19 protein-coding genes are annotated in these 22,151 nt (G+C 64.3%); 7 read left to right on the forward strand and 12 right to left on the reverse strand.

Annotation, left to right across the window (positions count from 1 at the left end):
• Positions 1–195 precede the first annotated feature (195 nt).
• The 5 genes from A0J57_RS15095 to A0J57_RS15115 form a co-directional block, all read right to left on the reverse strand.
• The gene (locus tag A0J57_RS15095; RefSeq protein WP_025551479.1) at positions 196–654 is read right to left on the reverse strand and encodes a nuclear transport factor 2 family protein; all 459 of its coding nucleotides are present in this window, start codon (positions 652–654) and stop codon (positions 196–198) included.
• A gap of 10 nt (positions 655–664) precedes the next feature.
• Positions 665–1,651, reverse strand: a complete 987-nt coding sequence (locus A0J57_RS15100) for a phytanoyl-CoA dioxygenase family protein (protein WP_061934421.1) — start codon at positions 1,649–1,651, stop codon at positions 665–667.
• Positions 1,652–1,762: 111 nt separating this feature from the next.
• Positions 1,763–2,725, reverse strand: coding sequence for a 3-hydroxyacyl-CoA dehydrogenase NAD-binding domain-containing protein (locus A0J57_RS15105; RefSeq protein WP_061934554.1), 963 nt, complete (start codon positions 2,723–2,725; stop codon positions 1,763–1,765).
• Positions 2,726–2,730: 5 nt separating this feature from the next.
• Complete coding sequence (locus tag A0J57_RS15110; RefSeq protein ID WP_025551473.1) at positions 2,731–3,564, reverse strand: enoyl-CoA hydratase/isomerase family protein; 834 nt, start codon at positions 3,562–3,564, stop codon at positions 2,731–2,733.
• 40 nt (positions 3,565–3,604) lie between these two features.
• Entirely contained in the window at positions 3,605–5,716 is a 2,112-nt protein-coding gene (locus tag A0J57_RS15115; protein WP_101756484.1) for a 3-hydroxyacyl-CoA dehydrogenase NAD-binding domain-containing protein, read from the reverse strand.
• Positions 5,717–5,917: 201 nt separating this feature from the next.
• Here A0J57_RS15115 and A0J57_RS15120 point away from each other — a divergent pair, with 201 nt between their 5' ends.
• Genes A0J57_RS15120 through A0J57_RS15130 form a run of 3 tightly spaced genes read left to right on the forward strand, consistent with a single transcriptional unit; the run spans position 5,918 to position 10,117 of the window.
• Positions 5,918–7,087, forward strand: coding sequence for an acyl-CoA dehydrogenase family protein (locus tag A0J57_RS15120; protein WP_226869687.1), 1,170 nt, complete (start codon positions 5,918–5,920; stop codon positions 7,085–7,087).
• 36 nt (positions 7,088–7,123) lie between these two features.
• Positions 7,124–8,464: an SRPBCC family protein gene (locus tag A0J57_RS15125; protein ID WP_061934423.1), complete on the forward strand. Its 1,341-nt coding sequence runs from the start codon at positions 7,124–7,126 to the stop codon at positions 8,462–8,464.
• On the forward strand, positions 8,465–10,117 hold the full coding sequence (locus A0J57_RS15130; protein WP_061934425.1) for an FAD-binding protein: 1,653 nt from the start codon (positions 8,465–8,467) through the stop codon (positions 10,115–10,117).
• 13 nt (positions 10,118–10,130) lie between these two features.
• On the opposite strand, the gene A0J57_RS15135 is transcribed toward A0J57_RS15130, so the two are convergent.
• A complete protein-coding gene (locus A0J57_RS15135) occupies positions 10,131–11,099 on the reverse strand; it encodes a GlxA family transcriptional regulator (protein ID WP_025551465.1) in 969 nt (322 codons plus the stop codon).
• Positions 11,100–11,235: 136 nt separating this feature from the next.
• On the opposite strand from A0J57_RS15135, the gene A0J57_RS15140 reads away from it, so the two are divergent.
• From A0J57_RS15140 to A0J57_RS15150, 3 genes are all read left to right on the forward strand, one after another.
• Entirely contained in the window at positions 11,236–12,054 is an 819-nt protein-coding gene (locus A0J57_RS15140) for an SDR family NAD(P)-dependent oxidoreductase (RefSeq protein WP_061934427.1), read from the forward strand.
• A gap of 148 nt (positions 12,055–12,202) precedes the next feature.
• Complete coding sequence (locus tag A0J57_RS15145; protein WP_061934429.1) at positions 12,203–14,524, forward strand: TonB-dependent receptor; 2,322 nt, start codon at positions 12,203–12,205, stop codon at positions 14,522–14,524.
• A 169-nt stretch (positions 14,525–14,693) separates the two neighbouring features.
• Positions 14,694–15,572, forward strand: coding sequence for a DMT family transporter (locus A0J57_RS15150; protein WP_064232687.1), 879 nt, complete (start codon positions 14,694–14,696; stop codon positions 15,570–15,572).
• Positions 15,573–15,579: 7 nt separating this feature from the next.
• Here the strand turns inward: A0J57_RS15150 and A0J57_RS15155 are convergent, their stop codons facing one another.
• From A0J57_RS15155 to A0J57_RS15180, 6 genes are all read right to left on the reverse strand, one after another.
• Positions 15,580–16,533 (reverse strand): SDR family NAD(P)-dependent oxidoreductase, encoded by a 954-nt coding sequence (locus A0J57_RS15155; protein ID WP_061934433.1) that lies wholly within the window; start codon positions 16,531–16,533, stop codon positions 15,580–15,582.
• Entirely contained in the window at positions 16,530–17,405 is an 876-nt protein-coding gene (locus tag A0J57_RS15160; protein ID WP_235600884.1) for an SDR family NAD(P)-dependent oxidoreductase, read from the reverse strand. Before A0J57_RS15160 ends, A0J57_RS15155 begins: the two co-directional genes overlap by 4 nt.
• 5 nt (positions 17,406–17,410) lie before the next feature.
• Complete coding sequence (locus A0J57_RS15165) at positions 17,411–18,169, reverse strand: SDR family NAD(P)-dependent oxidoreductase (RefSeq protein WP_061934437.1); 759 nt, start codon at positions 18,167–18,169, stop codon at positions 17,411–17,413.
• A gap of 26 nt (positions 18,170–18,195) precedes the next feature.
• On the reverse strand, positions 18,196–19,539 hold the full coding sequence (locus A0J57_RS15170) for an aromatic ring-hydroxylating dioxygenase subunit alpha (protein WP_061934439.1): 1,344 nt from the start codon (positions 19,537–19,539) through the stop codon (positions 18,196–18,198).
• Positions 19,540–19,707: 168 nt separating this feature from the next.
• Positions 19,708–20,523, reverse strand: a complete 816-nt coding sequence (locus tag A0J57_RS15175; protein ID WP_061934441.1) for an SDR family NAD(P)-dependent oxidoreductase — start codon at positions 20,521–20,523, stop codon at positions 19,708–19,710.
• Between the two features lie 10 nt (positions 20,524–20,533).
• Complete coding sequence (locus tag A0J57_RS15180; RefSeq protein ID WP_061934443.1) at positions 20,534–20,989, reverse strand: PaaI family thioesterase; 456 nt, start codon at positions 20,987–20,989, stop codon at positions 20,534–20,536.
• Between the two features lie 171 nt (positions 20,990–21,160).
• Here A0J57_RS15180 and A0J57_RS15185 point away from each other — a divergent pair, with 171 nt between their 5' ends.
• Positions 21,161–22,066, forward strand: a complete 906-nt coding sequence (locus A0J57_RS15185) for a crotonase/enoyl-CoA hydratase family protein (protein ID WP_235600879.1) — start codon at positions 21,161–21,163, stop codon at positions 22,064–22,066.
• The last annotated feature ends 85 nt before the right edge of the window (positions 22,067–22,151 follow it).

The raw sequence follows: 22,151 nt of genomic DNA on the forward strand, positions 1-22,151 counted from the left end.
CAAGACCTTCCCCTCCCGCAGGCGGGAGGGGTTAGGGGTGGGTGCGAGCGCAGCGAGCTTCCAGCTTAGCCGTTGAAAATTCACGCTGATGTCGCGCCAGCCCACCCCCTAGCCCCCTCCCGCCTGCGGGAGGGGGAATGTCCTGATTCCACCCAAATTACTCAGTTCAGCGAGTCCTGAATTTGCCCACGCCGCCTAGAAAGTCGAACTGGGATTAGGCCTCTGACGGACTCGCCCCCAAAAGGCCTGCGCGGGGGCATCCAGCATGTCGGCGCCATAGGTGATCAGGCCCTGCTCCACGCGGTAGAGCATGGCCCATTCATAATGGATGTCCTCGCCATTCGCCGCGCTTTTGCGGTAGGCGCGGGCGTGGACGAAGGCGCATTGCCGGTCGACGCAGGTGATGGCGATGATCTCGTCCCGCCTTTCCGCCAGAGCCTCCGCGCAGGAGGCCGCGAAGGCGAGAAAGGCGTCGCGCCCGACCAGCGTCTCCTTCGTGCCGCTGGGGCCGAACAGGCTGTGCACGACATCGGGATGGAAATAGTCCGCCGGCGACGGCCGGCTTTCGCCTCCGACAGGAAAGATGTCGGGACGGTGCCGGCCTTCTTCCGTGAAGCCGAACATGCGCGTCAACAGCTTCACGGCATCGTTCATCGCCTTGCCCTTACCCCTCCGCCGCCTTGCGCAGCATGACGGCGCGGTCTCCATCCCGCACCACGACCAGCCGCATGCCGGGCTTCATATAGGTGACGAAGCCATCGAAGCTCTCGCGCACACCCGGATCGATGGGCCGCAAATAGCTGTCCTTGTCGATATTCAGCGTGATCTCCCCGACGCGATCCGCGTCCACGGTGACGGTGGTGGGCGTGAAGGACTTGACCGTGGCCGCGATGGCGCTGGGGTTGGCGGCGGACTGCACCCGCGAGTCGAAGGAGACGCGCAGCCGGTCGCTATTATTGGGAAGGCCGCAATGCGGCGTGCACGGATGCACGACCAGCACGTCCCCCGGCATATAGTCGGTCGTCGCCCAGCTTTCCGCCGGGATCGCGTCGCGCGGGATCGGGAAGGGATTGGGCTTGCCGACATTGTGGAAATAGCCGCGCTTGTTCTGGCCAACCGCCAGCGCCAGCCCGCCCATGTCGCGGGTGCAGGGGGTCAGCGACACCCAGACGGGGCGATAGTCCTGAATGCCGGGGCTGTAGAAGCCGTCCTGATGCACGGTGCCCAGCTTGCTCTGGGGCGGATAGGTCCGATATTGCACGATCGGGACGGAGCAGGCCGGTTCGCCCAGCACCTTTTCCATCACCGACTGATTGGCCGGGTCCTCGATCAGCCGCCTGGCGATGCCGGCATAGAGATCGCTTTCCTCCATGCCACCGACCGACGGCTTGCCCGTCCACTTGCCAGTGGGATCGCCCGGTTCGACCAGCCCCATCTGAGCAGCGACCGCGAGCATTTCATCCCGTGCCCGCGCCACCGTATCCGCATCGAACACGCCGCGCAGCAGAATATAGCCCTTCTCCTCGTAGAAGCGGTTGAGCGCTTCCGGGTCGTCCAGCAGATGGTTGCAGCTTTCCAGTTCGCCCGCCGCGACGACATCCTGCACATGCAGGTCTTCGGCTTCCGGGCGATTGATCACATCGACGGTCATCTCTTCCTTCCTCTCCACTCGGACCGGCCAACCTTTGGAGGCGCCGGGACGGGACCATATTATCATGGCCGGGATCGGTAGGGTGGGATGATTTTCGTCTACTTTCGGCTATTATTGCTCATTGTCCGGCGCCAGCAGCTTCAGCATCTGCATCAGCTTCTCGTCCTGCCAGGCGGCGATTTCCGCTACGCTTCGCCCGGCGGCGGCTTCCTCCATCTGCTCGACCAGCATCGCCTGCAAGGCCGGGTCGGCCAGCGGCGGATCGGTCATGCTTTCCCAGCGCCTGACAATGCCCGGCCCGAATTTGGGAAGGAATTCGGCCAGACCGCCCGCCCCGCCTGATGTGTGGAAGGTGGTGAACTGCCCCTGGATCGCCCATTTGAGCGCGAAGCTGTGTTTCATCGCCTTGTCGATGTCACCGACGCTGGCATAACCCTCCGCCACCAGCCGCACCGCCTCCCGGAACATGGCGGCGGTCAGCCGGTTGCCGATATGGCCGAATATCTCGCGCTTCAGCCGGATCGGCTGCTTGCCCATGGCGGCATAGAACGCGAAGGCGATGTCGACCGCTTCTTCCGCGGTCCGTTCGCCGCCGCCCACTTCGACCAGCGGGATCAGGTGCACGGGATTGAACGGATGGCCCAGCACGAAACGATCGGCGGTCGCAAGGCCGGCCTGCAACTCGGTGACGGGCAGGCTCGACGTGCTGCTGGCGATCAGCACATCCGCGGGCGCCAGCCGGTCAAGATCAGCGAACAGCGCCTGCTTGACCTCGGTGCGTTCGGGGGTGCTTTCCTGCACGAAATCCGCGCCTGCGAGCGCATCGGCCACCGTGTCGTGGACCGAAAGGCGCGCAGACCAGTCGTCGTCGGCCTGGGCCAACCCAAGTTCGACCATCTGGTCCCATGCTCCCGCAACATGGGCGCGGGTGCGTTCGCCCGCGCCGGGCATCGGATCGTAAAGGCGCACGGCCCGGCCGCTGCCCAGAAAGGCAGCGACCCAGCCATTGCCGATCACGCCGCCGCCGATCGCGGCGACGGTGCTTATGCTGTCCGCGTCGCGATAGGCGGCCATGGCGATCAATATCCCTTGAAGACCGGCTTTTCCTTGTTGGCGAAGGCGGTCGTCGCTTCCTTGTAATCCTGCGTCAGCATCGTCATCGCTTCATAGGCGATGGACAATTCGCCCGTCAGGTTCACCTGATCGCGGATGCACTTGTTGACCGCCGCCTTGGACCAGCGGACCGCCCACATCGGCTGTCCGGCGATCTCGCGCGCGATCTTCAGCGCTTCCTCCAGCACCTGCTCCTTGGGGAAGGCATAGTTGACCAGACCGATCTCCTCGGCCTTCCTGCCGTTCAGCAGCTTGCCGCGCATCAGATATTCCTTGGCCTTTTGCGGCCCGACCAGCAGCGGCCACATCACCGATCCGCCGTCGCCCGTCACCAGGCCGACGCGCACATGGGTGTCGCCCAGCTTGGCGTCCTCCGCGACGATGCTCATGTCGCAGAAGGCGAAGAGCGACGTGCCAAGGCCGATGGCGTCGCCATTGACCGCCGCGATGATCGGCTGGGGCGTCATCAATATCTGATCCCAGATGCGCAGCGTGTTGATCGGCACGCGCAATGCATATTTCAGGCCATATTCGGTCTGGGCGCGCTCGGCCATCAGCTTGATGTCCCCGCCAGCGGAAAAGGCCTTGCCCGCGCCGGTCAGCACGATGACCTTGACGCGCTCGTCGCGCGCCAGCTTCAGCCAGATGTCCTCCAACTGCCAATGATTATGCGGTCCCACCGCATTCAGCTTGTCGGGATCGTTCATCGTGACGGTGGTGACGCCGTCCTCGGCGATTTCGACCTTGAAGAAGTCGAACTCGCTATAGTCGATGTCGCGCTGAAACTCGTTGTCGCTCATAATCGTCTCCGAAAAATCCCTGTAATATTCTCTGTCTCGTTCAGGCCGCGACGCGGCTTTTCTGCCAGTCGGCGAAGTTCTGGCCCCTGTCCGCCAGCTCCGTCAGAAGGGCGGCGGGCTGCAGCGACGGATCGCCGGGCGTCTCGGCGGCCATCTCGCGCAACTTGGCGACGATCGTCGCCAGGCCGGTTTCGTCCGCATAGAACATGGGCCCGCCCAGATGCCGGGGCCAGCCATATCCGTTGATCCACACCAGATCGACGTCCGACGCCCGCAACGCGATCCCTTCTTCCAGGATGCGCGCGCCTTCGTTGATGAGCGGGAACAGCAACCGCTGCACCATCTCCTCCTCCGCTATGTCGCGGCGGGCGATGCCCAGCTTCTCCGACGTCGCGATGATGAGCGCCTCCGTCTCCGGATTGGGATGGGGCGTGCGGTCGCCCGGTTCGTAGCGATAATAGCCTGCGCCCGTCTTTTGTCCCAGCCGCCCGCTCTCGACGATGGCGTCGGCAATAGGGAAGGGGGTGCCGCGGCGCTTGCGGATCGAATAACCGATGTCCAGGCCGGACATGTCGTTCGTGGTCAGCGGCCCCATCGGGAAGCCCAGATGGGTGAGGGCGGCGTCGACCTGTTGCGGGAAGGCCCCCTGCTGCAACAGCCGTTCGGCCTGTGCGGAGCGCTTGGCGACCATGCGGTTGCCGATGAAGCCGTCGCAATTGCCCGACCAGACCGGCACCTTGCCGATCGTCTTGCCCACCGCCATCGCGGTCAGGATCGCCTCGGGGCTGCTGTGCCGGGCCACCACGACCTCCAGCAGCTTCATGACATTGGCGGGCGAGAAGAAATGCATGCCGACGAAATCCTGCGGACGCTCCAGCACCGACGCGATCTCATCCACATCGAGCGCCGAGGTGTTGGAGGCAAGGATGGTGCCGGGCTTCACCCGCTTTTCCAGATCGGTGAAAATCTCCTTCTTGACGTCCATATCCTCGAACACCGCCTCGATCACGATGTCCGCGTCGGCCGCCGCCGCGCGGTCGGTGGCGCCCGCGATCAGCGCAAGGCGCTCGTCCATCTGCGCCTGACCGATGGACCCGCGCTTGACCGAGGTGGCGTAATTGCCCTTCACCCGCTCCAGACCACGATCCAGCGCTTCCTGCGTCGTGTCGATCACGGTGACGGGCACCCCGGCCCCGGCAAAGCACATGGCGATGCCGCCGCCCATGGTGCCCGCGCCGATGATCGCGGCTTTCTGCACGGGCCGCGCCTTTGCGGTTTCCGGCAGGCCGGGGATGCGGGAGGCTTCCCGTTCGGCAAAGAAAAGGTGACGCAGAGCGCGCGACTGGCTGCCCGCCATCAGTTCCCGATTGGCGGCGGCGTCGATCGCCAGCGCCTCGTCCAGGCTCATGGTGAAGGAGCGGCGGATCGAATCGATATTGGCCTGCGGCGCGGCCTGGCCCTTGCTGCGCGCCGTCAGCTTCTTCGCCAGCGCGTCGAAGGCCGAAGGATCGGCGCGGGTCGCCGCCAGCTTCTCGTCGCGGTCGCGCACCGGCACGGCGGGGATGTTTTCGTCGATCACCCGGCGGGCGAAGGCGGCGCCGATGACGGCAGGATCGCCTTCCTCCACGGCATCGACAATGCCCAGCTCCAATGCCTGCCTAGCGCCGACCGGCTTGCCGGACAGCACATGCTCCAGCGCCTTTTCCGGGCCGATCAGGCGCGGCAGCCGCTGCGTGCCGCCGCCGCCTGCGAACAGGCCCAGGTTGATTTCGGGCAGGCCCATCCGGGCGGAAGGGATCGCGACGCGGAAGGCGCAGCCCAGCGCCGTCTCCAGCCCGCCGCCCAGCGCGGTGCCGTGGATCGCGGCGACCACCGGCCTGGCCGAGCTTTCCAGCGCGGCGATGATGTCCTGCAAGGTGGGCGACTGGCGCGGCTTGCCGAATTCGGTGATGTCGGCGCCCGCGAAGAAGGTCCGTCCCGCGCAATAAAGCACGATAGCCTTCACGCCCGGGTCGGCGTTCAGTTCTTCCAGCGCGCCGACCAGTCCCTGCCGGACGCCGATGCCCAGCGCGTTCACAGGCGGATTGTCGCTGACGATGAAACCTATATCGCCTTCGATGCGGGTGGAGATCTTGTCGTTGATCTGGGTCATGGCTGGATCGAGGGGCCCTGTCTTGAAAATGCGTCTGAAACCTGTCCCCACAAGCTATTTGCCGGTCATAACTGTCAAGCTGGGGCGGCGGGCGGCGGCGATGCATCGTGAATGTGAAGGATCGTAGCGGTAATCTTCGCATCGCGATCATCCCCGATTAGGTCGAGGATAGCAGTTTATCCGCGGCATATGAGCCGCCCTATGGGAAGCGATCGAATGCAGTTCGACCTGAATGAAGAGCAGACCATGTTCCGCGACGCGGTAGCCGCCTTCGCGCAGCGCCATCTGGCCGCCGGAGCGCTGGAGCGCGCGCATAGCGACGATTATCCGTGGGACGTGGCCAGGATGATGGCCGAACAGGGCCTGATCGGCATCACCGTGCCGGAGGACAAGGGTGGTCTGGGCGGAAGCCTGATGGACGCGGTCATCGCGATCGAGACGATCGCGTCGGTGTGCCCCCGGTCTGCGGATGTCGTGCAGGCGGGCAATTTCGGGGCGATCCGCACTTTCGCCCAGTTCGCCACCGACGCGCAGAAGGAACAATATCTGGCCCCCCTGCTACGCGGCGAGGGGCTGATTTCGGTCGCCATGACGGAGCCGAATGCCGGTTCCGCCGTGACAGAGCTGACCACCACGGCAGTGGAGGATGGCGATGGCTACCGCATCACCGGGCAGAAGATCTTCACGACCCACGGCACCCATGCCACCGTGTTCCTGGTCTATGTCCGCTATGGGCCGGGCACCGGCAATATCGGATCGGTGCTGATCGAGCGCGGCCAGGAAGGCTTCAGCTTCGGCAAGCCGATCCGTTTCCTGTCGGGCGAGGAATGGAACCCGCTGTTCTTCGACAATGTCTATGTGCCCAAGGACAAGGTGTTGCTAGGGCCGGGCGGCTTCAAGAAGCAGATGTCGGGCTTCAACGTCGAACGCATCGGCAACACGGCGCGCAGCCTTGCGCTCGGCCGCTACGCCTTCAACGCGGCGGTCGAGCATGCCAAGACGCGCAGGCAGTTCGGCAAGGCGCTGTGCGAATTTCAGGGGTTGCAGTGGAAGTTCGCGGAAATGAAGCTGAAACTCGATGCGGCCCAGTTGCTGCTGTATCGTGCGGCGACCAATGCCGACGCGGGCCTGCCTTCGCCGGAAGAGACCGCCATTGCCAAGGTCGCGTGCAACCGCGCCGGTTTCGAATGCGCCAATGAGGCGATCCAGATCATGGGCGGCGCGGGCTACAGCCAGGACAGCCTGGTCGAATATTGCCTGCGCCGCACGCGGGGGTGGATGATTGCAGGCGGCGCGATAGAAGTGCTGCTCAACCGTATTGCGGAAGGCGTATTCGACATGCGTTTCCCCCAGGGCCCCGCAAAAGGCTGAAAGGCTGAAGCGTCCCGCCAAGGAGAGGATCGGACAATGAACGAAATGATCAGCGTTTCCAGGCAGAAAGTCGCGGTGACGGCCGATCGCATCCCGGTCGACGCCTATATTTCGCGCGACTATGTGCGGCTGGAAAAGGAACGGCTCTGGCCCAAGATATGGCAGGTCGCCTGCCGCGCCGAAGAGATTCCCAATCCCGGCGATTTCTACACCTACGACATCGCGGATGAATCGATCGCGGTCGTCCGCCAGAAGGACGGGACCATCGCCGCCTATTTCAACGTCTGCCCCCACCGGGGCCGCCGCCTGACGGAAGGCTGCGGCCGGATGGGCAAGTTCCACTGCAAATATCATGGCTGGCAGTGGAGCCTGGACGGCAAACCGACAGAGATTGTCGACCGCCACGATTGGGGCGATGCCCTGCCGGACGAGGACGTCGCCCTGCAAAGGGTGAAAGTCGGGCAATGGGGCGGCTGGGTCTTCATCAACATGGACCCGGACAGCGAAAGCCTGGAGGATTTCCTGGGCGAGGCCAAGACGATCCTCGACCCGTTCGAGATCGAGCATATGCGCTATGCCTGGCGCAAGCGCATCGTCATGCCCTGCAACTGGAAGACCGCGCAGGAGGCCTTCATGGAGGGCTATCATGTGCAGACGACGCACCGCCAGCTGCTCGCCTACCAGGACGATTACACCTATTCGAAGGCCTATGGGAAACATGCGATGTTCGGCTATGCGCCGACCGCGCTGTTCGGCCTGCCCAGCCCACGCGTCAGCGACCAGAGCGGCGACATCCGCAAGGGTTTCTACGAGTTCAACAAGGAAATCTGGGACACGCTCCAGGCGACCACCACGCAGGAGATGCTGGCGGCGGGCAAGCGCCTGATGGAATTGCCCGAGGGCGTCGATCCCTTCGCGCTCTACGCCGCCTTCGCCCAGTTCCATGCGGAGGAATCGGCCAGGAGCGGCCGTCCCTTCCCGGCGATCAGCGGGGAGCAGTTGATGAAGGCGGGGACCGACTGGAACATCTTCCCCAACCTCGTCTTCCTGCAACAGGCGACGAACGTGCTCTTCTATCGCGCCCGCCCCTATGGCGACGACCCGGACAAGTGCATCTTCGAGGTCAATGTGCTGGAGCGTTACGCGCCGGGCGCCGAGCCCAAGGTCGAGGTGGAAGACGGCGGCGACGGCAGCGACGGCCAATGGCGCGCCCTCAATTGGGGCCTCATCCTGGAGCAGGACTTCCAGAATATGGAGGAAGTGCAGAAGGGCATGAAGTCGCAGGCCTTCAGGACCGCCCGGACCAATCCCGTTCAGGAGGTGGAGATCAGCAATTTCCACCGCGTCTATCATGAATATATGGAAAAGGTGGACTGAATGGACGAGACGAAGTTCGACGAGGTTGCCGACTTCGTCATCATCGGTTCGGGCGGCGGGTCGATGGCGGCGGGGCTGTACCTGAAGTCCATCGGCAAAACGCCGCTGATCCTGGAGAAGACCGACAGGCTGGGTGGTTCCACCGCCATGTCCGGGGGCGTGCTGTGGGTGCCCAACAATCACATCATCAGGGCCAAGGGCATCAAGGACAGCCATGAGATGGCCCGCACCTATATGGATGCGACCGTCGGCAACGATGGCGGGCCGGGCGCCACGCCGGAGCGCAAGGAGGCCTATCTGCGCAACGGGCCGGTCATGCTGAAATGGCTGGAAGATCAGGGCATGAAGTGGCTGCACACCGAAGGCTGGTCGGACTATTATGACGACCGGCCCGGCGGCGTGACGCGCAGCCGCTCCATTGGCGCGCCGATGCTGGATGCGCGGGAGATGGGGCCGCTGTTCGACAAGCTGCGGCTCGGGCCGATGGTGATGCCGCTGCCGACGGACAAGGCGGGTATTATCGGCCTCGCCACGCGGACCCCCCGCGGCATGTGGGAGGGGCTGAAGCTCCTATGGCGCATGCGTGTCGTCGCCAGGCGCGGAAAACCGATACTCAGCTTCGGTGGCGCATTGCAGGGGCGTCTGCTGATGCTGGCGGACAAGGCCGGCGTCGACATGCGCACGGAGCATGGCGTCACCGAGCTGATCGAGGAAGACGGCAGGATCGTCGGCGTCATCGCGGAGCATGGCGGCAGGACATTGCGCATCGGCGCCCGCGATGGCGTGCTGATCAATGCGGGCGGTTTTTCCCGCAATGCGGAGATGCGCAAGCAATATGGTCCTCAACCCAGTTCGGTGGAATGGACCAACGCCAATCCCGGCGACACCGGAGAGCTGATCCAGATTGCCGAAAGACATGGCGCCGCACTGGACCTGATGGACCAGGCCTGGTGGGTTCCCGGCACGGTCGTGCCCGAAGGCGGACCGGCGAACATGCATAATACGGATATTTCCAAGCCGCATTGCATCATCGTCAACCGCCATGGCCGCCGCATCCTGAACGAAAGCGGCTCTTATATGGAGAATGGCCAGCGTCTGTACCGCAATGACGTGCCTGCCTATGTCATCCTGGATAGCCGCCACCGCAAGCGCTACGCCTGGGGCTATTATCCGCCGGGCAAGACGCCGCAGTCGTGGCTGGACAGCGGCATGATGAAGAAGGCGGATTCGATCGAGGAACTGGCGCGCATCACCGGCATCGATCCCGCCGGGCTGAACGCGGAGATCGAGAAGTTCAACGGTTATTGCGAGACCGGCAAGGATCTGGATTTCAACCGGGGCGGGCGCGGTTACGACAATTGCTTTGGCGATCCGACGGTCAAGCCGAACCCCAATCTGGGCAAGATCGACAAGCCGCCCTTCTACGTCATGGAGATCGTGCCGGGCGACGTCGGCACGTCGGGCGGTATCGTGACCGACGAGAATGCCCGTGTCCTCCGCGCTGACGGATCGGTGATCGAGGGTCTCTACGCCACCGGCAATTCCACGGCTTCGGTGATGGGCCGCTGCTACCCGGCGGCGGGCGCCAGCATCGGCGCGTCCTTCATTTTCGGATGGATCGCCGCCCACCATGCCGTAGGCGGCAATGGCTGATCGGGGTCAGGCTTCATTTTCGCCGCGGTTTCGCCCGCCATTCGCTAGCGGTCATGCCGGCATGCTGGCGGAACATCGCCCGAAACAGGCGGCTGTCCGAATAGCCGACCAGTTGCGCGATGCGGTCTACCGATCGCGTGGATTTTTCGAGCATGCGCACCGCCGCCTGAAAGCGAAGCTGCCCGACATAGGCCTTGGGCGACAGGCCCAGCGCCTTGTGAAAGCGGCGGTTGAGCGTCGCGGGGCTGGTCGACAGATGCCCCGCCAGTTCGGCCATGTTGATCGGCCCGGTGAAACGCTGCTCGATCCACAATTGCGCGCGGGCGACCAAAGGGTCGGGCGCCAGCAGTTCCTTCTCCTCATAGTCCTGCCCCACTATCGAGGAGAGCCATCGCGCGATGTCGGGGGAGATCATCCGCTCCAGCACCCGGATGATCAGTTGCAGGTCGTTGCCCATGCCGTTGCCGATCAGCAGATGGCCGTGATCCACCAGCCCAAACCGCTCCTCGAACGGCTGGCGGGGGAAAAGCATGCGGGTCAGCGGCTGCATCGCCCGCGCCACCGGAACCGCAAGATCGGCGGTGAAACCGCCCGCCATCAACAGGGTGGAAGCCGCTCCGCTGGCCCCGATCACCGCGCCCATCGCCGATTGGCGGCGGAGCCAGTCGAGCAGCGGACCTGCCTCCGCCAGGCGGCGTTCCAATGGCTCGCGCCCCCCGGCGCGGAAGGCGGGCAGCCAGATGAAAGCCATCGGTTCATCCCGGTTCGCCGGGCCGTCGACCGGAAAGGATCGGCCGTCGCCCAGCACGACCGGCCCGCCGTCGGCGGAGAGGATATGCAGCTTCGTTTCCATGCGCATCTGGTCTTCGCCGGCGAAAACATGCTCCACCCGGTCGCGGGCGATCAGGAAGCTGTCCACGAGCGCGCCGATGCTGCTGAAATAGGCGCCGGGCAGCGCGACAAGGGCGAAATCAAAGGCCATGACTGAGAGAAAATAGCCGGTATATGCGCAAATACTCCCTGTCAATCTGCCTCGCCCTGCGCGAACAGCAGGTCTTGCACGCTGGACGGATCACGCGCTTGGGTCCATCTGCGCGACCGACGAGGAGAGAGCCCGCATGCCCGAACCGATCCGCCATTATGACCGCCTTGCCGGAAAGGTGGCGATCGTCACCGGCGCTGGAGCGGAAGGGGATGATGTCGGTATCGGTCGTTCCATCGCCCTGCTCATGGCAGCGGAAGGCGCACGACTTGTTTGCGCCGATCTGGACCCGGCGCGGGCGCAGACAACGGTGGAACGGATCAAAGCCGATGGTGGGTGCGCCGTTGCGGCTGGAGGCGATGTCGGTGACCCGGACGTCTGCGGAAAGCTGGTCGATGCGGCCGTTGCGGCATTCGGCAGGATCGACATATTGGTCAACAATGTCGGCATTTCGGGACCGGCCACGCTGGAAACCATGACGCTGGACCAGTGGAACCGGACGCTGACCACCAATCTGACCAGCGTGATGCTGATGAGCCAGGCGGCCATTCCCCCTATGGTGCGCGGCGGCGGGGGATCGATCGTCAACATCTCCTCGCTGGCGGGCATAAGGGCGATGGGGGCGATCGCCTATGGCCCGTCCAAGGCGGCGATGGCGCAGCTTTCCCGCGAGATCGGCGTGCTGCATGGCCGCGACGGCATCCGGGTGAACACCGTGGCGCCCGGCCATGTCATGACGCCCCATGCAGCGCGTTACATGTCAGAGGATATGCGCGAGATGCGGCGGAAGGTCAGCCCCCTCGGCATTGAGGGCGACGCCTGGGACGTGGCGCAGGCGGTGCTGTTCCTCGCCAGCGACGAGGCCCGCTTCGTCAACGGCGTCGAACTGGCGGTCGATGGCGGCGTCGTGGGGATCGGACCGCTCGCAGGCCATGGCTTCATCGCGGAAAGCTGACGGGGTCGCGGGCAAATATCATGACTGCGATCAATCTCGTCCCGACGCTCGGGACGATTGAGTAAAAATATCCTTTCGACATGATCGTTCCCCAGAGCCGCAACAGCGGCCAGACCGGCGCCAGTGCCGGACGATCAGGAGAGGAAGGATGACCATGTTCCGGTCCGCATTGCTTGCCGCCACATCGCTCTTCGCCACCGCCGCCGCCGCGCAGGACGCCGCACCGCAGGACTCGGGCATGGCCCAGGCGTCCGACATCATCGTGACCGCCCGCCGGCGCGAGGAAGCGTTGCAGGATGTGCCGATTTCGATCACCGCCGTCAGCGGCGACTCTCTTGCGCGGAGCGGCGTCAGCGACGCGCTGGGGCTGCAAAGCCGCGTGCCCTCGCTCAGCCTTACCAACCAGGGCACCAGCCGGAACGAGCTGGGCTTCGCCATTCGCGGTCAGCGCACCCAGGAATCGCAACTTCTCACCGATCCGCCGGTCGGCACCTATTTCGCTGAAGTCGTCCAGGCCCGCAGCGTCGGCTTTGCCTATGCGCTCTACGACCTGCAATCGACCCAGGTGCTGAAGGGCGTGCAGGGCACGCTGTTCGGCCGCAACATGACCGGCGGTGCGGTGCTGATCGAACCCAACAAGCCGGTGGACGATTTTCATGCCGAATTGCGCGGCCAGATCGGCAATTACGACATGCGCGACATTTACGGCATGGTGAACGTGCCCCTTACGGAAGGTCTGGGCGTGCGTTTCGCGGGCAAGATCAGGAAGCGTGACGGCTTCACCAGGGATGTTCTGACCGGTCGCGACTATGACGATCAGGATTACCAGACCTTCCGAACCTCGATCCGCTTCGCGCCGACGCCTGAATTCGAATCCAATACGATCGTCGATTATATCAAGACGAACGAACATGGCACGGCGCTGGTCGGCACCGCCGCCAATCCCGCGGCGCCCGCCATCGCCGGATATGCGACGCTGCGCGCATTCGGCATTCCGGTATCGGACGTCGTCGGCCAGTTCGCGGCGCAGCAGGCGCGGCCGCATTATCGCTTCGCATCGGGATCGGGAACGGGCGGCACGCTCGACGCCTATCAGACCCAGCCTTTTGAACGGCTGAAGAACCGGGGCGTCACGAACCGCACCACCTACAGCCTCGACACCATCACCTTCAAGAATATCGTCGGCTATCGCAAGCTGGACTTCGACCAGGTCATGGACCTGGATGGCGTGCCCGCCTATCTCATCAATTCCAATCGCTATCGCAGCATCGAACAGTTCAGCGAGGAATTCCAGATCCAGGGCAAGGCGATGGAGAACCGGCTGGATTATGTATTGGGCGCCTATTATTTCGTCGAGAAGGGGAAGGATGGTTCCACGTCCAGCCAGTTCCCGGAACTGGCGATAGCCGGCTCGGGATTGCCGCTCAACACTCCGGCCGCGACTTTCCTCAACGCCTATGCGGGCAGCGGCAAGGCGAAGACTTTCGCGCTGTTCGCGGCGGGCACCTATGCCTTTACCGACCAGTTCAAGGTTTCGGCGGGCATCCGCTACACGACCGACAAGCGCAATGCGCGGATTTTCGCCTATTATCCCAATCTGGGCACATGCCTGTTCCGCGTGGACACCGGCACGACCTCCTTCGTCCCCGCGACGCTGGCCGACTGCCCGCAGACCAACAGCAAGAAATGGGACGCCTTCACCTGGGACGTCACGCTGCAATATGAACCCAACGCGAATCTGACGACCTATATCTCGACCCGGCGCGGTTTCCGCTCCGGCGGTTTCTCGCTGCGGGCGGCGTCGACCGAAGAATTGCAGCCCTTCGATCCGGAAACCGTGCAGGAATATGAGGTGGGGCTCAAGACGCGCCATCCGCTGGGCGGCGCCACGCTGACCAGCAGTCTCGCCATCTTCTATCAGGACTATAAGAACGTCCAGAAGCAGACATCGTCCATCGACAGCGCGGGCAATGTCAACACGATCATCGACAACACCGCCCGGCAGAAAAATTATGGCGGCGAGCTGGAACTGGGCCTCATCGCGGGTCCGCTCAACATCAGCGCCTTCTATTCCTATGTCGGCGTGGAGATCAGCCAAGGCCGCCAGCCGGGCGAATTCGCGCTGGTCGGGTCGCCCCATCATCAGATGGGCGCGAATGTCAGCTATGAGATCCCCCTGTCGGGCAATGCGGGCGCGATCAACCTCAACGCCAATGTCAGCTATCGCACCAAACAGCATCTCGACAAGAATGACGTGCTGGCGACCGAACCGGGATATGAACTGGTCAACCTGCGCGCGGGTTGGGACAATATCTTCGGTACCGGACTGGGCGCGGCGGCCTTCGTCAACAACCTGACCAAAAGCTATTATCGGGTGGGCGTGATCGGCATCTACAACGAGGCTGGCTACATCTCCTCCGTCTATGGCGAACCGCGCACCTATGGGATGGAATTGTCCTACAAATTCTGATCGAAGCGTCACCGGCGCCGGACCTTCGAGTCCGGCGCCGATGATTGAGGGCGGGCATGGCCAAGCCGCTTCGACATCCAATCCCGGTACATCAGCACATCGCCAATCACCGGACCGATACTTGCCGAATAATCTATCCTCCCGTCCCGAGTGCGTCTAACGGGGCGGGATGAACGGTGGCGGACAAGGGTATCACGACAATGCGCGCGGGGCGCTGTGGATGCTGGCCTCCGGCTTTGCCTACAGCATCGCCATGGCGCTGGTGAAGCTGCTGGGCGACGACTATTCGTCGGCAACGCAGAATTTCGTGCGGCAGGGCGTCGGCCTGATCGCATTGGCGCCCTTCATCCTGCGGCGGCCCCGCAGCGCTTTCATGCTGCGCCGGCCGATGCTGATGATCCTGCGCTGTGCGGCCACCAGCCTGTCGATCATCCTTGCCTTCAACAGCTTTCACCTGTTGGGACTGGCGGAAGCGAACGCCCTGTCCTTCACCCGCACCCTGTTCCTCGTGCCGCTTGCCGCCCTGTTGCTGGGCGAAGAGCTGGATCGGCAAAGGCTCTTCGCCACGCTGGCGGGCTTTGCCGGGGTGCTGATCATCATCGCGCCCGGCTCCGCCCATTCGCTGATCGGCTGGCCGGCGGCCCAGGGGCTGCTGGCCGCGCTGCTCGTCTCCTGGTCGGTGATCAGCGTGAAGCAGATGACGCGCGATCATAGCGACCTGTCGCTTCTCACCTGGTCGACATTGCTGGGCCTCATCTTCACCGCACCGCTGGCCTGGAGCAGCTGGCGCATGCCCACGGCCGGGGATGCGCTGCTGCTGGCCGCCATGGGCGTGCTCGGCGTCGTGTCCCAGGCCTGCTACATTCGCGGCATGACCTTGGGAGAGGCGAGCCTGATGGGGCCGCTCGACTATGTCCGCATCCTTTTCACCACGGCGCTGGGATATATGCTGTTCAGCGAATGGCCCCAGCCCGGCACCTATGTGGGATCGGCGCTGATCATAGGCACCGCCATCTACATCACCCTGCACGGGCGGCGGCGCGCTTGATCCTCGCTCAGCCTCTTTCCACGTCCGGGCCGAAATCCGGCGTGTCGGCGGCCGTCCAGGGCAGATGGCGGAAATAGCGCGCGCCTGCTTCCGCCTGATTGTGCACGGGCGTGAGCAGGCTTTCGTCCCCAATCTCCCCGATCCTTTGGGCGACCCGCTCGGCGCTGATCTCCGCGTCGAAAATCTCCCCTGTTTCCGCGAAGATCAGGCTCGACAGGCGACCGCCGCCCGTCAGCAGGATGCGGCCGGTCTCGGTGCAATCGCGGCTCAGGAACCAGGCCATTGCCGCCGCCACCTTCTCGGGCGGCAGGTTGTCGCGGAACCAGGCGACCGTGGAGGGATCGGGTATCTGCTCGATCAGCCGGGAATAGGATGTCGGCATCACGGCATTCACCACTATGCCCAGCGGCCTGCCCTCGATCGCGGCGTCCAGCGTCAAGCCCAGCATGCCCGCCTTGGCCGCAGCATAAGGGGCATTGCCGCCGACGCCAAGCGCGCCGTTGGAACTGACATTGAGGATGCGGCCATGGCGCTGCGCCGCCATATGCGGCCAGGCGGCGCGCATCAGATGGTGGCCACCGATCAGGTTCGTCGCATAATGGCGCTCGATCGCCTCGTCATCATGGGCGGTGAAGGGTCCGGCAATGCCCGTGCCGGCATTGTTGACCAGAACATCGATCCGTCCAAAGGCACTCAGGGCCGTTTGGACGATGGCCCGCGCATTCGCCGCCGTGCCGACCGCCAGACCATTGGCGATCGCCTGCCCACCCGCCGCCGTGATTTCCGCGACCACCGCTTCGGCTGGAGCGGAACTGCCATTCTGTTCGCCCAGAACGCCGCCGCCATAGTCGTTGACGACCACGGCGGCGCCGCGCCGCGCCAGTTCCAGCGCATAGGCGCGCCCCATGCCACCGCCTGCTCCCGTCACGATGGCCGTCTGGCCGGAAAAATCGATGGTCATGCTGTCATCGCCTTCACCAGTTCCGGCATGATCTCCGCGCCGGACGCAAAAGAGCTGGTCCATTCGGGCTGCGCGGTCAGGCCCCGCATCACGCTGTCGATGTCGCCTTCCGACAATTGGCGAACCGGCCCTTCCAATATCTGGACGCGGCGGACATGGCCTGCGCCCGCATGATAGATGCCGCCCGAGGTCGAACATCTGTCGCTGCATAGCCAGCCAACGACCGGCGCGACATGATCGGGCGAGGCATAGTCGGCCCATTCCGCCGGAATGCTGCCCGAGGACATAGGCGTATAGGCTGCGGGAGCGACGACATTGACGCACAGGTCCGCGCCAGCCGGGACATCGATCGCCAGGGAACGCGCGATGCCCACCATCGCCGCCTTGGACGCCGCATAATCGGCCGATCCGACCTGTCCCCACAGTCCGGCGCTGGAGCCGGTCAGCACGATCCGCCCATAGCCCGCTTTCACCATGGCGGGCCACACGGCCTTCAGCCCCACCAGCACGCCGCGCAGGTTGATGTCGAGCAACGCATCCATTTCCTCCAGCGTCACCGTGCCGAAATCGCGGAACGCCTGAACACCCGCATTGCTGACGAAAATGTCGGGCGCGCCGAAATGCCGCCCGGCGATCCGCACCATTTCGGCGGCGGCCTGCGGCATCTGCACAGGCCCGTCATGCGCGACCGCCCGGCCGCCTGCCGCCACGATTTCCTCCACGACGGCCCGCGCCGAGGATGAGCCGTCCGGCGCCGAACGGTTGCTTACGACCACGGCGCAACCATGGGCGGCGAGCCAATGCGCATAGGCGCGGCCCAGCCCCTTGGCGGCGCCGGTGACGATGGCGGTGCGGCCCGAAAGGTCGAGCATCCCGCTCACAACATCATCTGCCCGCCGTCGACATTGATCGTCTGGCCCGTCACATAGCGGCTGTCCTCGCTCGCCAGGAACAGCACGGCAGGGCCGATGTCCTCTGCGCAATCGCCCAGATAGCCGAGCGCGACCAGCTTCATGACCTTCTCCGCTTCTTCCGGGAAGTCCTTCACCCATTGTTCGGCAATCGGGCTGAGCGCGGCCGGGCAGATCACATTGACGCGGATCTTATATTTGCCCAGTTCCCGCGCGGCGGTGCGGGACAGGCCGCGAATGGCCTCCTTGGTCGCGGCATAGGCGGCGAATCCGACGCCGCCATGAATCCCCTCATAGGAACCGAAATTGATGATCGATCCGCCCTTTTCCTTCATATGCGGGACAGCCGCCTGCATATGCTGGAACGTGCCGTAGAGACCGGATTCGATCGTCAGCGCGAACAGCGCGTCGTCCGTATCCTCGAACATGGTGCCGGGTTTGGACGTCTGGGCGTTGTTGACCAATATGTCGAGCCCGCCGAACAGTTGGACCGCCCTGGCGACGGCGGCCTCCGCATCGGCGCGCACCCCGGCGGTCCCCGCGATCCACGCCGCTTCGCCGCCCTCCGCCTTCAAGCCGGCGACCGCCGCTTCCAGCTTGTCGGGCGTGCGGCCGGTGATCAGCACCTTCGCGCCTTCCCGCAGGAAAACCTGCGCGATGCCCAGACCCACGCCCTGGCCGCCGCCGGTGACGATCGCGACCTTGCCGCTCAATCTGCCAGCCATATTCTCTCCTTTTGAATCTTTTGGGGTCAGGCGCCGATGAACTCGCGCAGCGCCCGGTGGAAATTCGACACGCTCCGTTCCTGCACGGGATTGGTGCGCGATCCGGTGAAGCCCGTGGAGCGCATGCCCCGCTGCACTTCGGTCATATTCTCGAAATCCTGCGTCAGGATCAGGCCCCAGGCGTCATGATCGCGCCAATCCTTGAATTCCTGCCGTTCCAGCGCCGGCTCCTGTCCTTCGGGATAGAGGACCAGCGAATAGACTTCGAAGATGCACCGTTCCGGATCATTGCGGTCGGGACGCGCGCGATAGGCGAGCATCGCATCGGGCGCGGGAAGGAAGACCATGTTCGGGAACAGGTGCCAGTCCGCCCCGGCCCGCCCGATCTCCTCGGGCGTCAGCGACGGGAAGGGGATGCCGCGTTCCTGCGCCGCCTCGAAGGCGATCTGGCCATATTTCATCAGCACGTCGAGCAAGGAGGCGTCCTCCGGCAGTTCGTCGACAAGCCGGTCCGCCAATTCCGCCATGTGCGGCGGGATCGAGGCTTTCAGATCCTCCTCCAGCATCAGGACGAATTCCCGGACGTTGCGGCGATAGTCGACCTGCGTGCTGGCAAGCCGGGGGGAGCGCTCGCCCAGCGAAATGCGCCCCGGCGCGAGCTGGTAGCTGCCATGGCGCCCCTCGGCAAAGGACAGGGCCTCGTCATCGTGGACCGGCAGCAATTGGGTATGGGTCGTCTGGACGTGATAGCCCTCGTTGAAGGCTTCCAACGCGGTCTTCCAGTTGCAGTCGATGCCCGTGCGCTTGTACCAGCGATAGCGCATCTTCTCGAACGGATAATTGCGGAAAACATCCGGAATGGGCGACAGGAAGTCGAGCAGCGGTTCGGCATCCCCGTCCATGCAGATGAAGACGAATCCGCCCCAGCGATCGACCCGGACTTGCGGCAGGGCGATGTCCTCGTCCTTCAGGCTGCCGTCCCAATTATCGCGGTCGACCACATGGGCGATGGTGCCGTCCAGCTTCCAGGACCAGCCATGAAAGCGACAGTACAGGCGGGCGGCATGGCCGCACCCTTCCGTCAGGCGGCGGCCGCGATGCTGGCACGCATTATGATAGGCCGCGATCCGGTCCGCCGCGACACGCACGACGATGATGGATTCGTCCAGCACGTCATAGGTCACATAATCCCCGACGCGGGGAATCTCCTCCTCGCGGCAGGCCATCTGCCAGGCGCGGGGCCAGAGCCGCCGTTGTTCCAGCCGCGCGAAATCGCGGCTGACATAATCTTCCTTCGGGATGAAATCCTCTGGACCTGCCTTTTTCCTGCGGGTGATCTTCGGCTGTAGCGCGGCGGCTGGCTGGTTCACGATTGCTGCCCTCTCCTGAGACCTTGCCATCAGCTTCCCGCGCCCACATGGCGCAAGTCAATGTCGCGGGTCCACGCGGCCCGGATCATCGCCAGTCTGATCCCTGCCCGCCCGATCGGATGGATTTACCGTCAACCGTTCGGCTGCGAGAAGCGGATCATGGCAGGCTCACATCTGCGGCGACGCGCCGTCATGGGCGGCGATGGAGGCCATGATCTCCTCCGTGGTGGGATTGCGGCGCAGCGTCAGCCCGCCCGTCACATGGAAGGTCTGGCCCGTCATGAAACATTCGTCGCTGGCCATGAACAGCGCCGCATTGGCGATGTCTTCCACCGTGGTGATCCGGCCCAGCGGATATTCCTTCGCATAGGCCTCCACCATGCCGGGCACGTTGAACCCGCCCAGCATCGGCGTGATGGTCAGGCCCGGCGCCAGGATGTTCGCGCGGATGCCATGCCTGCCATATTCATAGGCGACAAAGCGCGTCATCTGGTTGAGCGCGGCCTTGGCGCCCATATAGCTGCAATGATCGTCGGACATGATGTCGGCCACGGCGGAAGAGATGTTGACGATCGCGCCGCCCCTTCCGTCCGGCCGTTCCCGCTTCATCGCGCCGACCATCACCTGCATGAAGAACAGCCCGCCCTTGAAGATGACGGAGAGGATCGAATCGATCTGCTCCTCCGTCTCTTCCTCGAAGGGCGCGAGGAAGCCGATGGCCGCCGCATTGACGGCGATGTCGATCGCGCCATGCCGCGCCAGCACCGCATCCGCCAGCGACTGGATCTGGTCGTGGCTGCGGATGTCGCACGGAATGGCGGTGACTCCGGTCGCGGCGGCGAACGCTTCCAGTCCTTCCTGGCCGCGTCCCGACACGACGACATGCGCGCCTTCCTCCAGGAAGCGATTGGCGATCGCCTGTCCCATATTGCCTTCCCGCGTCGCGCCCATGATCACAGCGACCTTGCCGGACAGACGACCCATGATGCTCTCCTTATCCATTCTGTTCCGATGTCCGCGCGATCAGCGATTCAAAGTCGCGATGGGGCGGGAATTTGCGGCGGAAGACCGCATTGGCGCGCAGCGCCATCTCGCCGTCCGCGCTGAAGCGGCATTGCGCGAAGCCAAGATTGGGCGTCCAGCGCAGAACCTCCGCCCGTCCTTCCACCCATTGGCCTTCCGCCGCCGCGCCCAGGAAGTCGATGCTCATCGAAACGGTGGGCCCGCTCAGTCCTGTCACGAAGCCGACATTCACGCCCATGACCACATCGGCCATCGTGGCCCAGGTGCCGCCATGACAATGGCCGCGCGGGTTGCAGTGCTGCTGTCCGACATGAAAGCCCAGCGTTACATGGCCGTCCGCCTCCCGGCGGATGTAAACCGGGTCGAAGCCGCCCATCACATCGTCCATCCGGTCCAGCCGGTGGAAGCCCGCCGGCACGTCCGCCATCCTCGCCTTTGCATTTTGCATAAGCGGCAGGACTGCGCCCTCCACCCGGACGGGGCAAGACGGGGAGGGTGCAAGGATCACATGGCCGATAGGCGGCGGGGCCAGCCTCGCCAGCGCGGCACGGGGCGCGCTATGCTGGCGCGATAGGGATTTGGAGAGCGGAACATGGGCATGAAATGGCTGAAATCGACGGACTGCATCAGCTTCGCGGTGCGCGACAATGTGGCCCGCATCACCCTGAACCGCCCCGAAAAGCGCAACGCCCTGTCGGGCCAGATGCTGAAGGAATTGCATCAGGCGCTGCTGGAAGCGGACGACCGGCGGGACGCCAATGTCATCCTGCTTTCGGGCGAGGGCAGGGATTTCTGCGCTGGCTACGACCTGACGGACAGCTATGGCGGCGCGGCCGACGCGGCGACGGACTATGATCCCGCCGCCTATCGCAGCCGCGCGGGGACCATCGACGACGACATCTGGAATCTGGAGCGGCAGCAGGAGCTGACCTCCATCATGCTGGACCTGCACAAGCCGATCGTGGCGAAGGTGCACGGCAATTGTCTGGCGGGCGGCACCGACCTCGCTTTCTCCTGCGACATCGTGCTTGCCGCCGACGACGCGAAGATCGGCTTCCCCGCCGCCCGCGCCAACGGCACGCCGCCGACGAACCTGTGGTTCTATCATTGCGGTCCGCAGTGGACCAAGCGCATGCTGTTCACCGGCGACACGATCAGCGGCATCGACGCGGCGCGCATCGGCATGGTGCTGGAAGCCTATCCGGCCGAGGAACTGGATTTCGAGGCGGATGAGATGGTGCGCCGCATCGGCAGCGTCGACGCGGAAATACTCGCCACGCACAAGCGCGTCGTCAATGCGCAGATGGAGCTGGCGGGGGCGAAACAATCCCTGCGCTATGCCGCCGAACTCGACGCCCGCGCCCATCTCAGCACCGGCCCGCGCCGCAGCCGGTTCCGCAAGGACATGGCGGAAAAGGGATTGAAGGAAGCGCTTGCCAATCGCGACGCGCCGTTCGGCAAGGGGCGGATAGAGCTTCGCGCCCGCCGTCCCCGGCCGGAATAGGGACGCCGCCTCATCCTTCACAATTGCGATATGGCAGGGGCGGGGCTTTCCTGCCCGCCAAAACATGGCAGATGCTGGACGGCGT

Source organism: Sphingobium sp. 22B, assembly GCF_001580035.1.
In the GTDB taxonomy this organism is placed as follows: Bacteria; Pseudomonadota; Alphaproteobacteria; order Sphingomonadales; family Sphingomonadaceae; genus Sphingobium; species Sphingobium fuliginis.

Coding starts and splice junctions, on each gene's coding strand:
- A0J57_RS15180 (WP_061934443.1), bottom strand. CDS start 20,989: ATGGCGGACGTGCCGGCGGGCTTCCACCGGCTGGACCGGATGGACGAT.
- A0J57_RS15140 (WP_061934427.1), top strand. CDS start 11,236: ATGCCCGAACCGATCCGCCATTATGACCGCCTTGCCGGAAAGGTGGCG.
- A0J57_RS15145 (WP_061934429.1), top strand. CDS start 12,203: ATGACCATGTTCCGGTCCGCATTGCTTGCCGCCACATCGCTCTTCGCC.
- A0J57_RS15150 (WP_064232687.1), top strand. CDS start 14,694: ATGAACGGTGGCGGACAAGGGTATCACGACAATGCGCGCGGGGCGCTG.
- A0J57_RS15160 (WP_235600884.1), bottom strand. CDS start 17,405: ATGCTCGACCTTTCGGGCCGCACCGCCATCGTCACCGGCGCCGCCAAG.
- A0J57_RS15130 (WP_061934425.1), top strand. CDS start 8,465: ATGGACGAGACGAAGTTCGACGAGGTTGCCGACTTCGTCATCATCGGT.
- A0J57_RS15155 (WP_061934433.1), bottom strand. CDS start 16,533: ATGACCATCGATTTTTCCGGCCAGACGGCCATCGTGACGGGAGCAGGC.
- A0J57_RS15100 (WP_061934421.1), bottom strand. CDS start 1,651: ATGACCGTCGATGTGATCAATCGCCCGGAAGCCGAAGACCTGCATGTG.
- A0J57_RS15185 (WP_235600879.1), top strand. CDS start 21,161: ATGAAATGGCTGAAATCGACGGACTGCATCAGCTTCGCGGTGCGCGAC.
- A0J57_RS15165 (WP_061934437.1), bottom strand. CDS start 18,169: ATGGCTGGCAGATTGAGCGGCAAGGTCGCGATCGTCACCGGCGGCGGC.
- A0J57_RS15120 (WP_226869687.1), top strand. CDS start 5,918: ATGGGAAGCGATCGAATGCAGTTCGACCTGAATGAAGAGCAGACCATG.
- A0J57_RS15125 (WP_061934423.1), top strand. CDS start 7,124: ATGAACGAAATGATCAGCGTTTCCAGGCAGAAAGTCGCGGTGACGGCC.
- A0J57_RS15175 (WP_061934441.1), bottom strand. CDS start 20,523: ATGGGTCGTCTGTCCGGCAAGGTCGCTGTGATCATGGGCGCGACGCGG.
- A0J57_RS15135 (WP_025551465.1), bottom strand. CDS start 11,099: ATGGCCTTTGATTTCGCCCTTGTCGCGCTGCCCGGCGCCTATTTCAGC.
- A0J57_RS15105 (WP_061934554.1), bottom strand. CDS start 2,725: ATGGCCGCCTATCGCGACGCGGACAGCATAAGCACCGTCGCCGCGATC.
- A0J57_RS15095 (WP_025551479.1), bottom strand. CDS start 654: ATGAACGATGCCGTGAAGCTGTTGACGCGCATGTTCGGCTTCACGGAA.
- A0J57_RS15115 (WP_101756484.1), bottom strand. CDS start 5,716: ATGACCCAGATCAACGACAAGATCTCCACCCGCATCGAAGGCGATATA.
- A0J57_RS15110 (WP_025551473.1), bottom strand. CDS start 3,564: ATGAGCGACAACGAGTTTCAGCGCGACATCGACTATAGCGAGTTCGAC.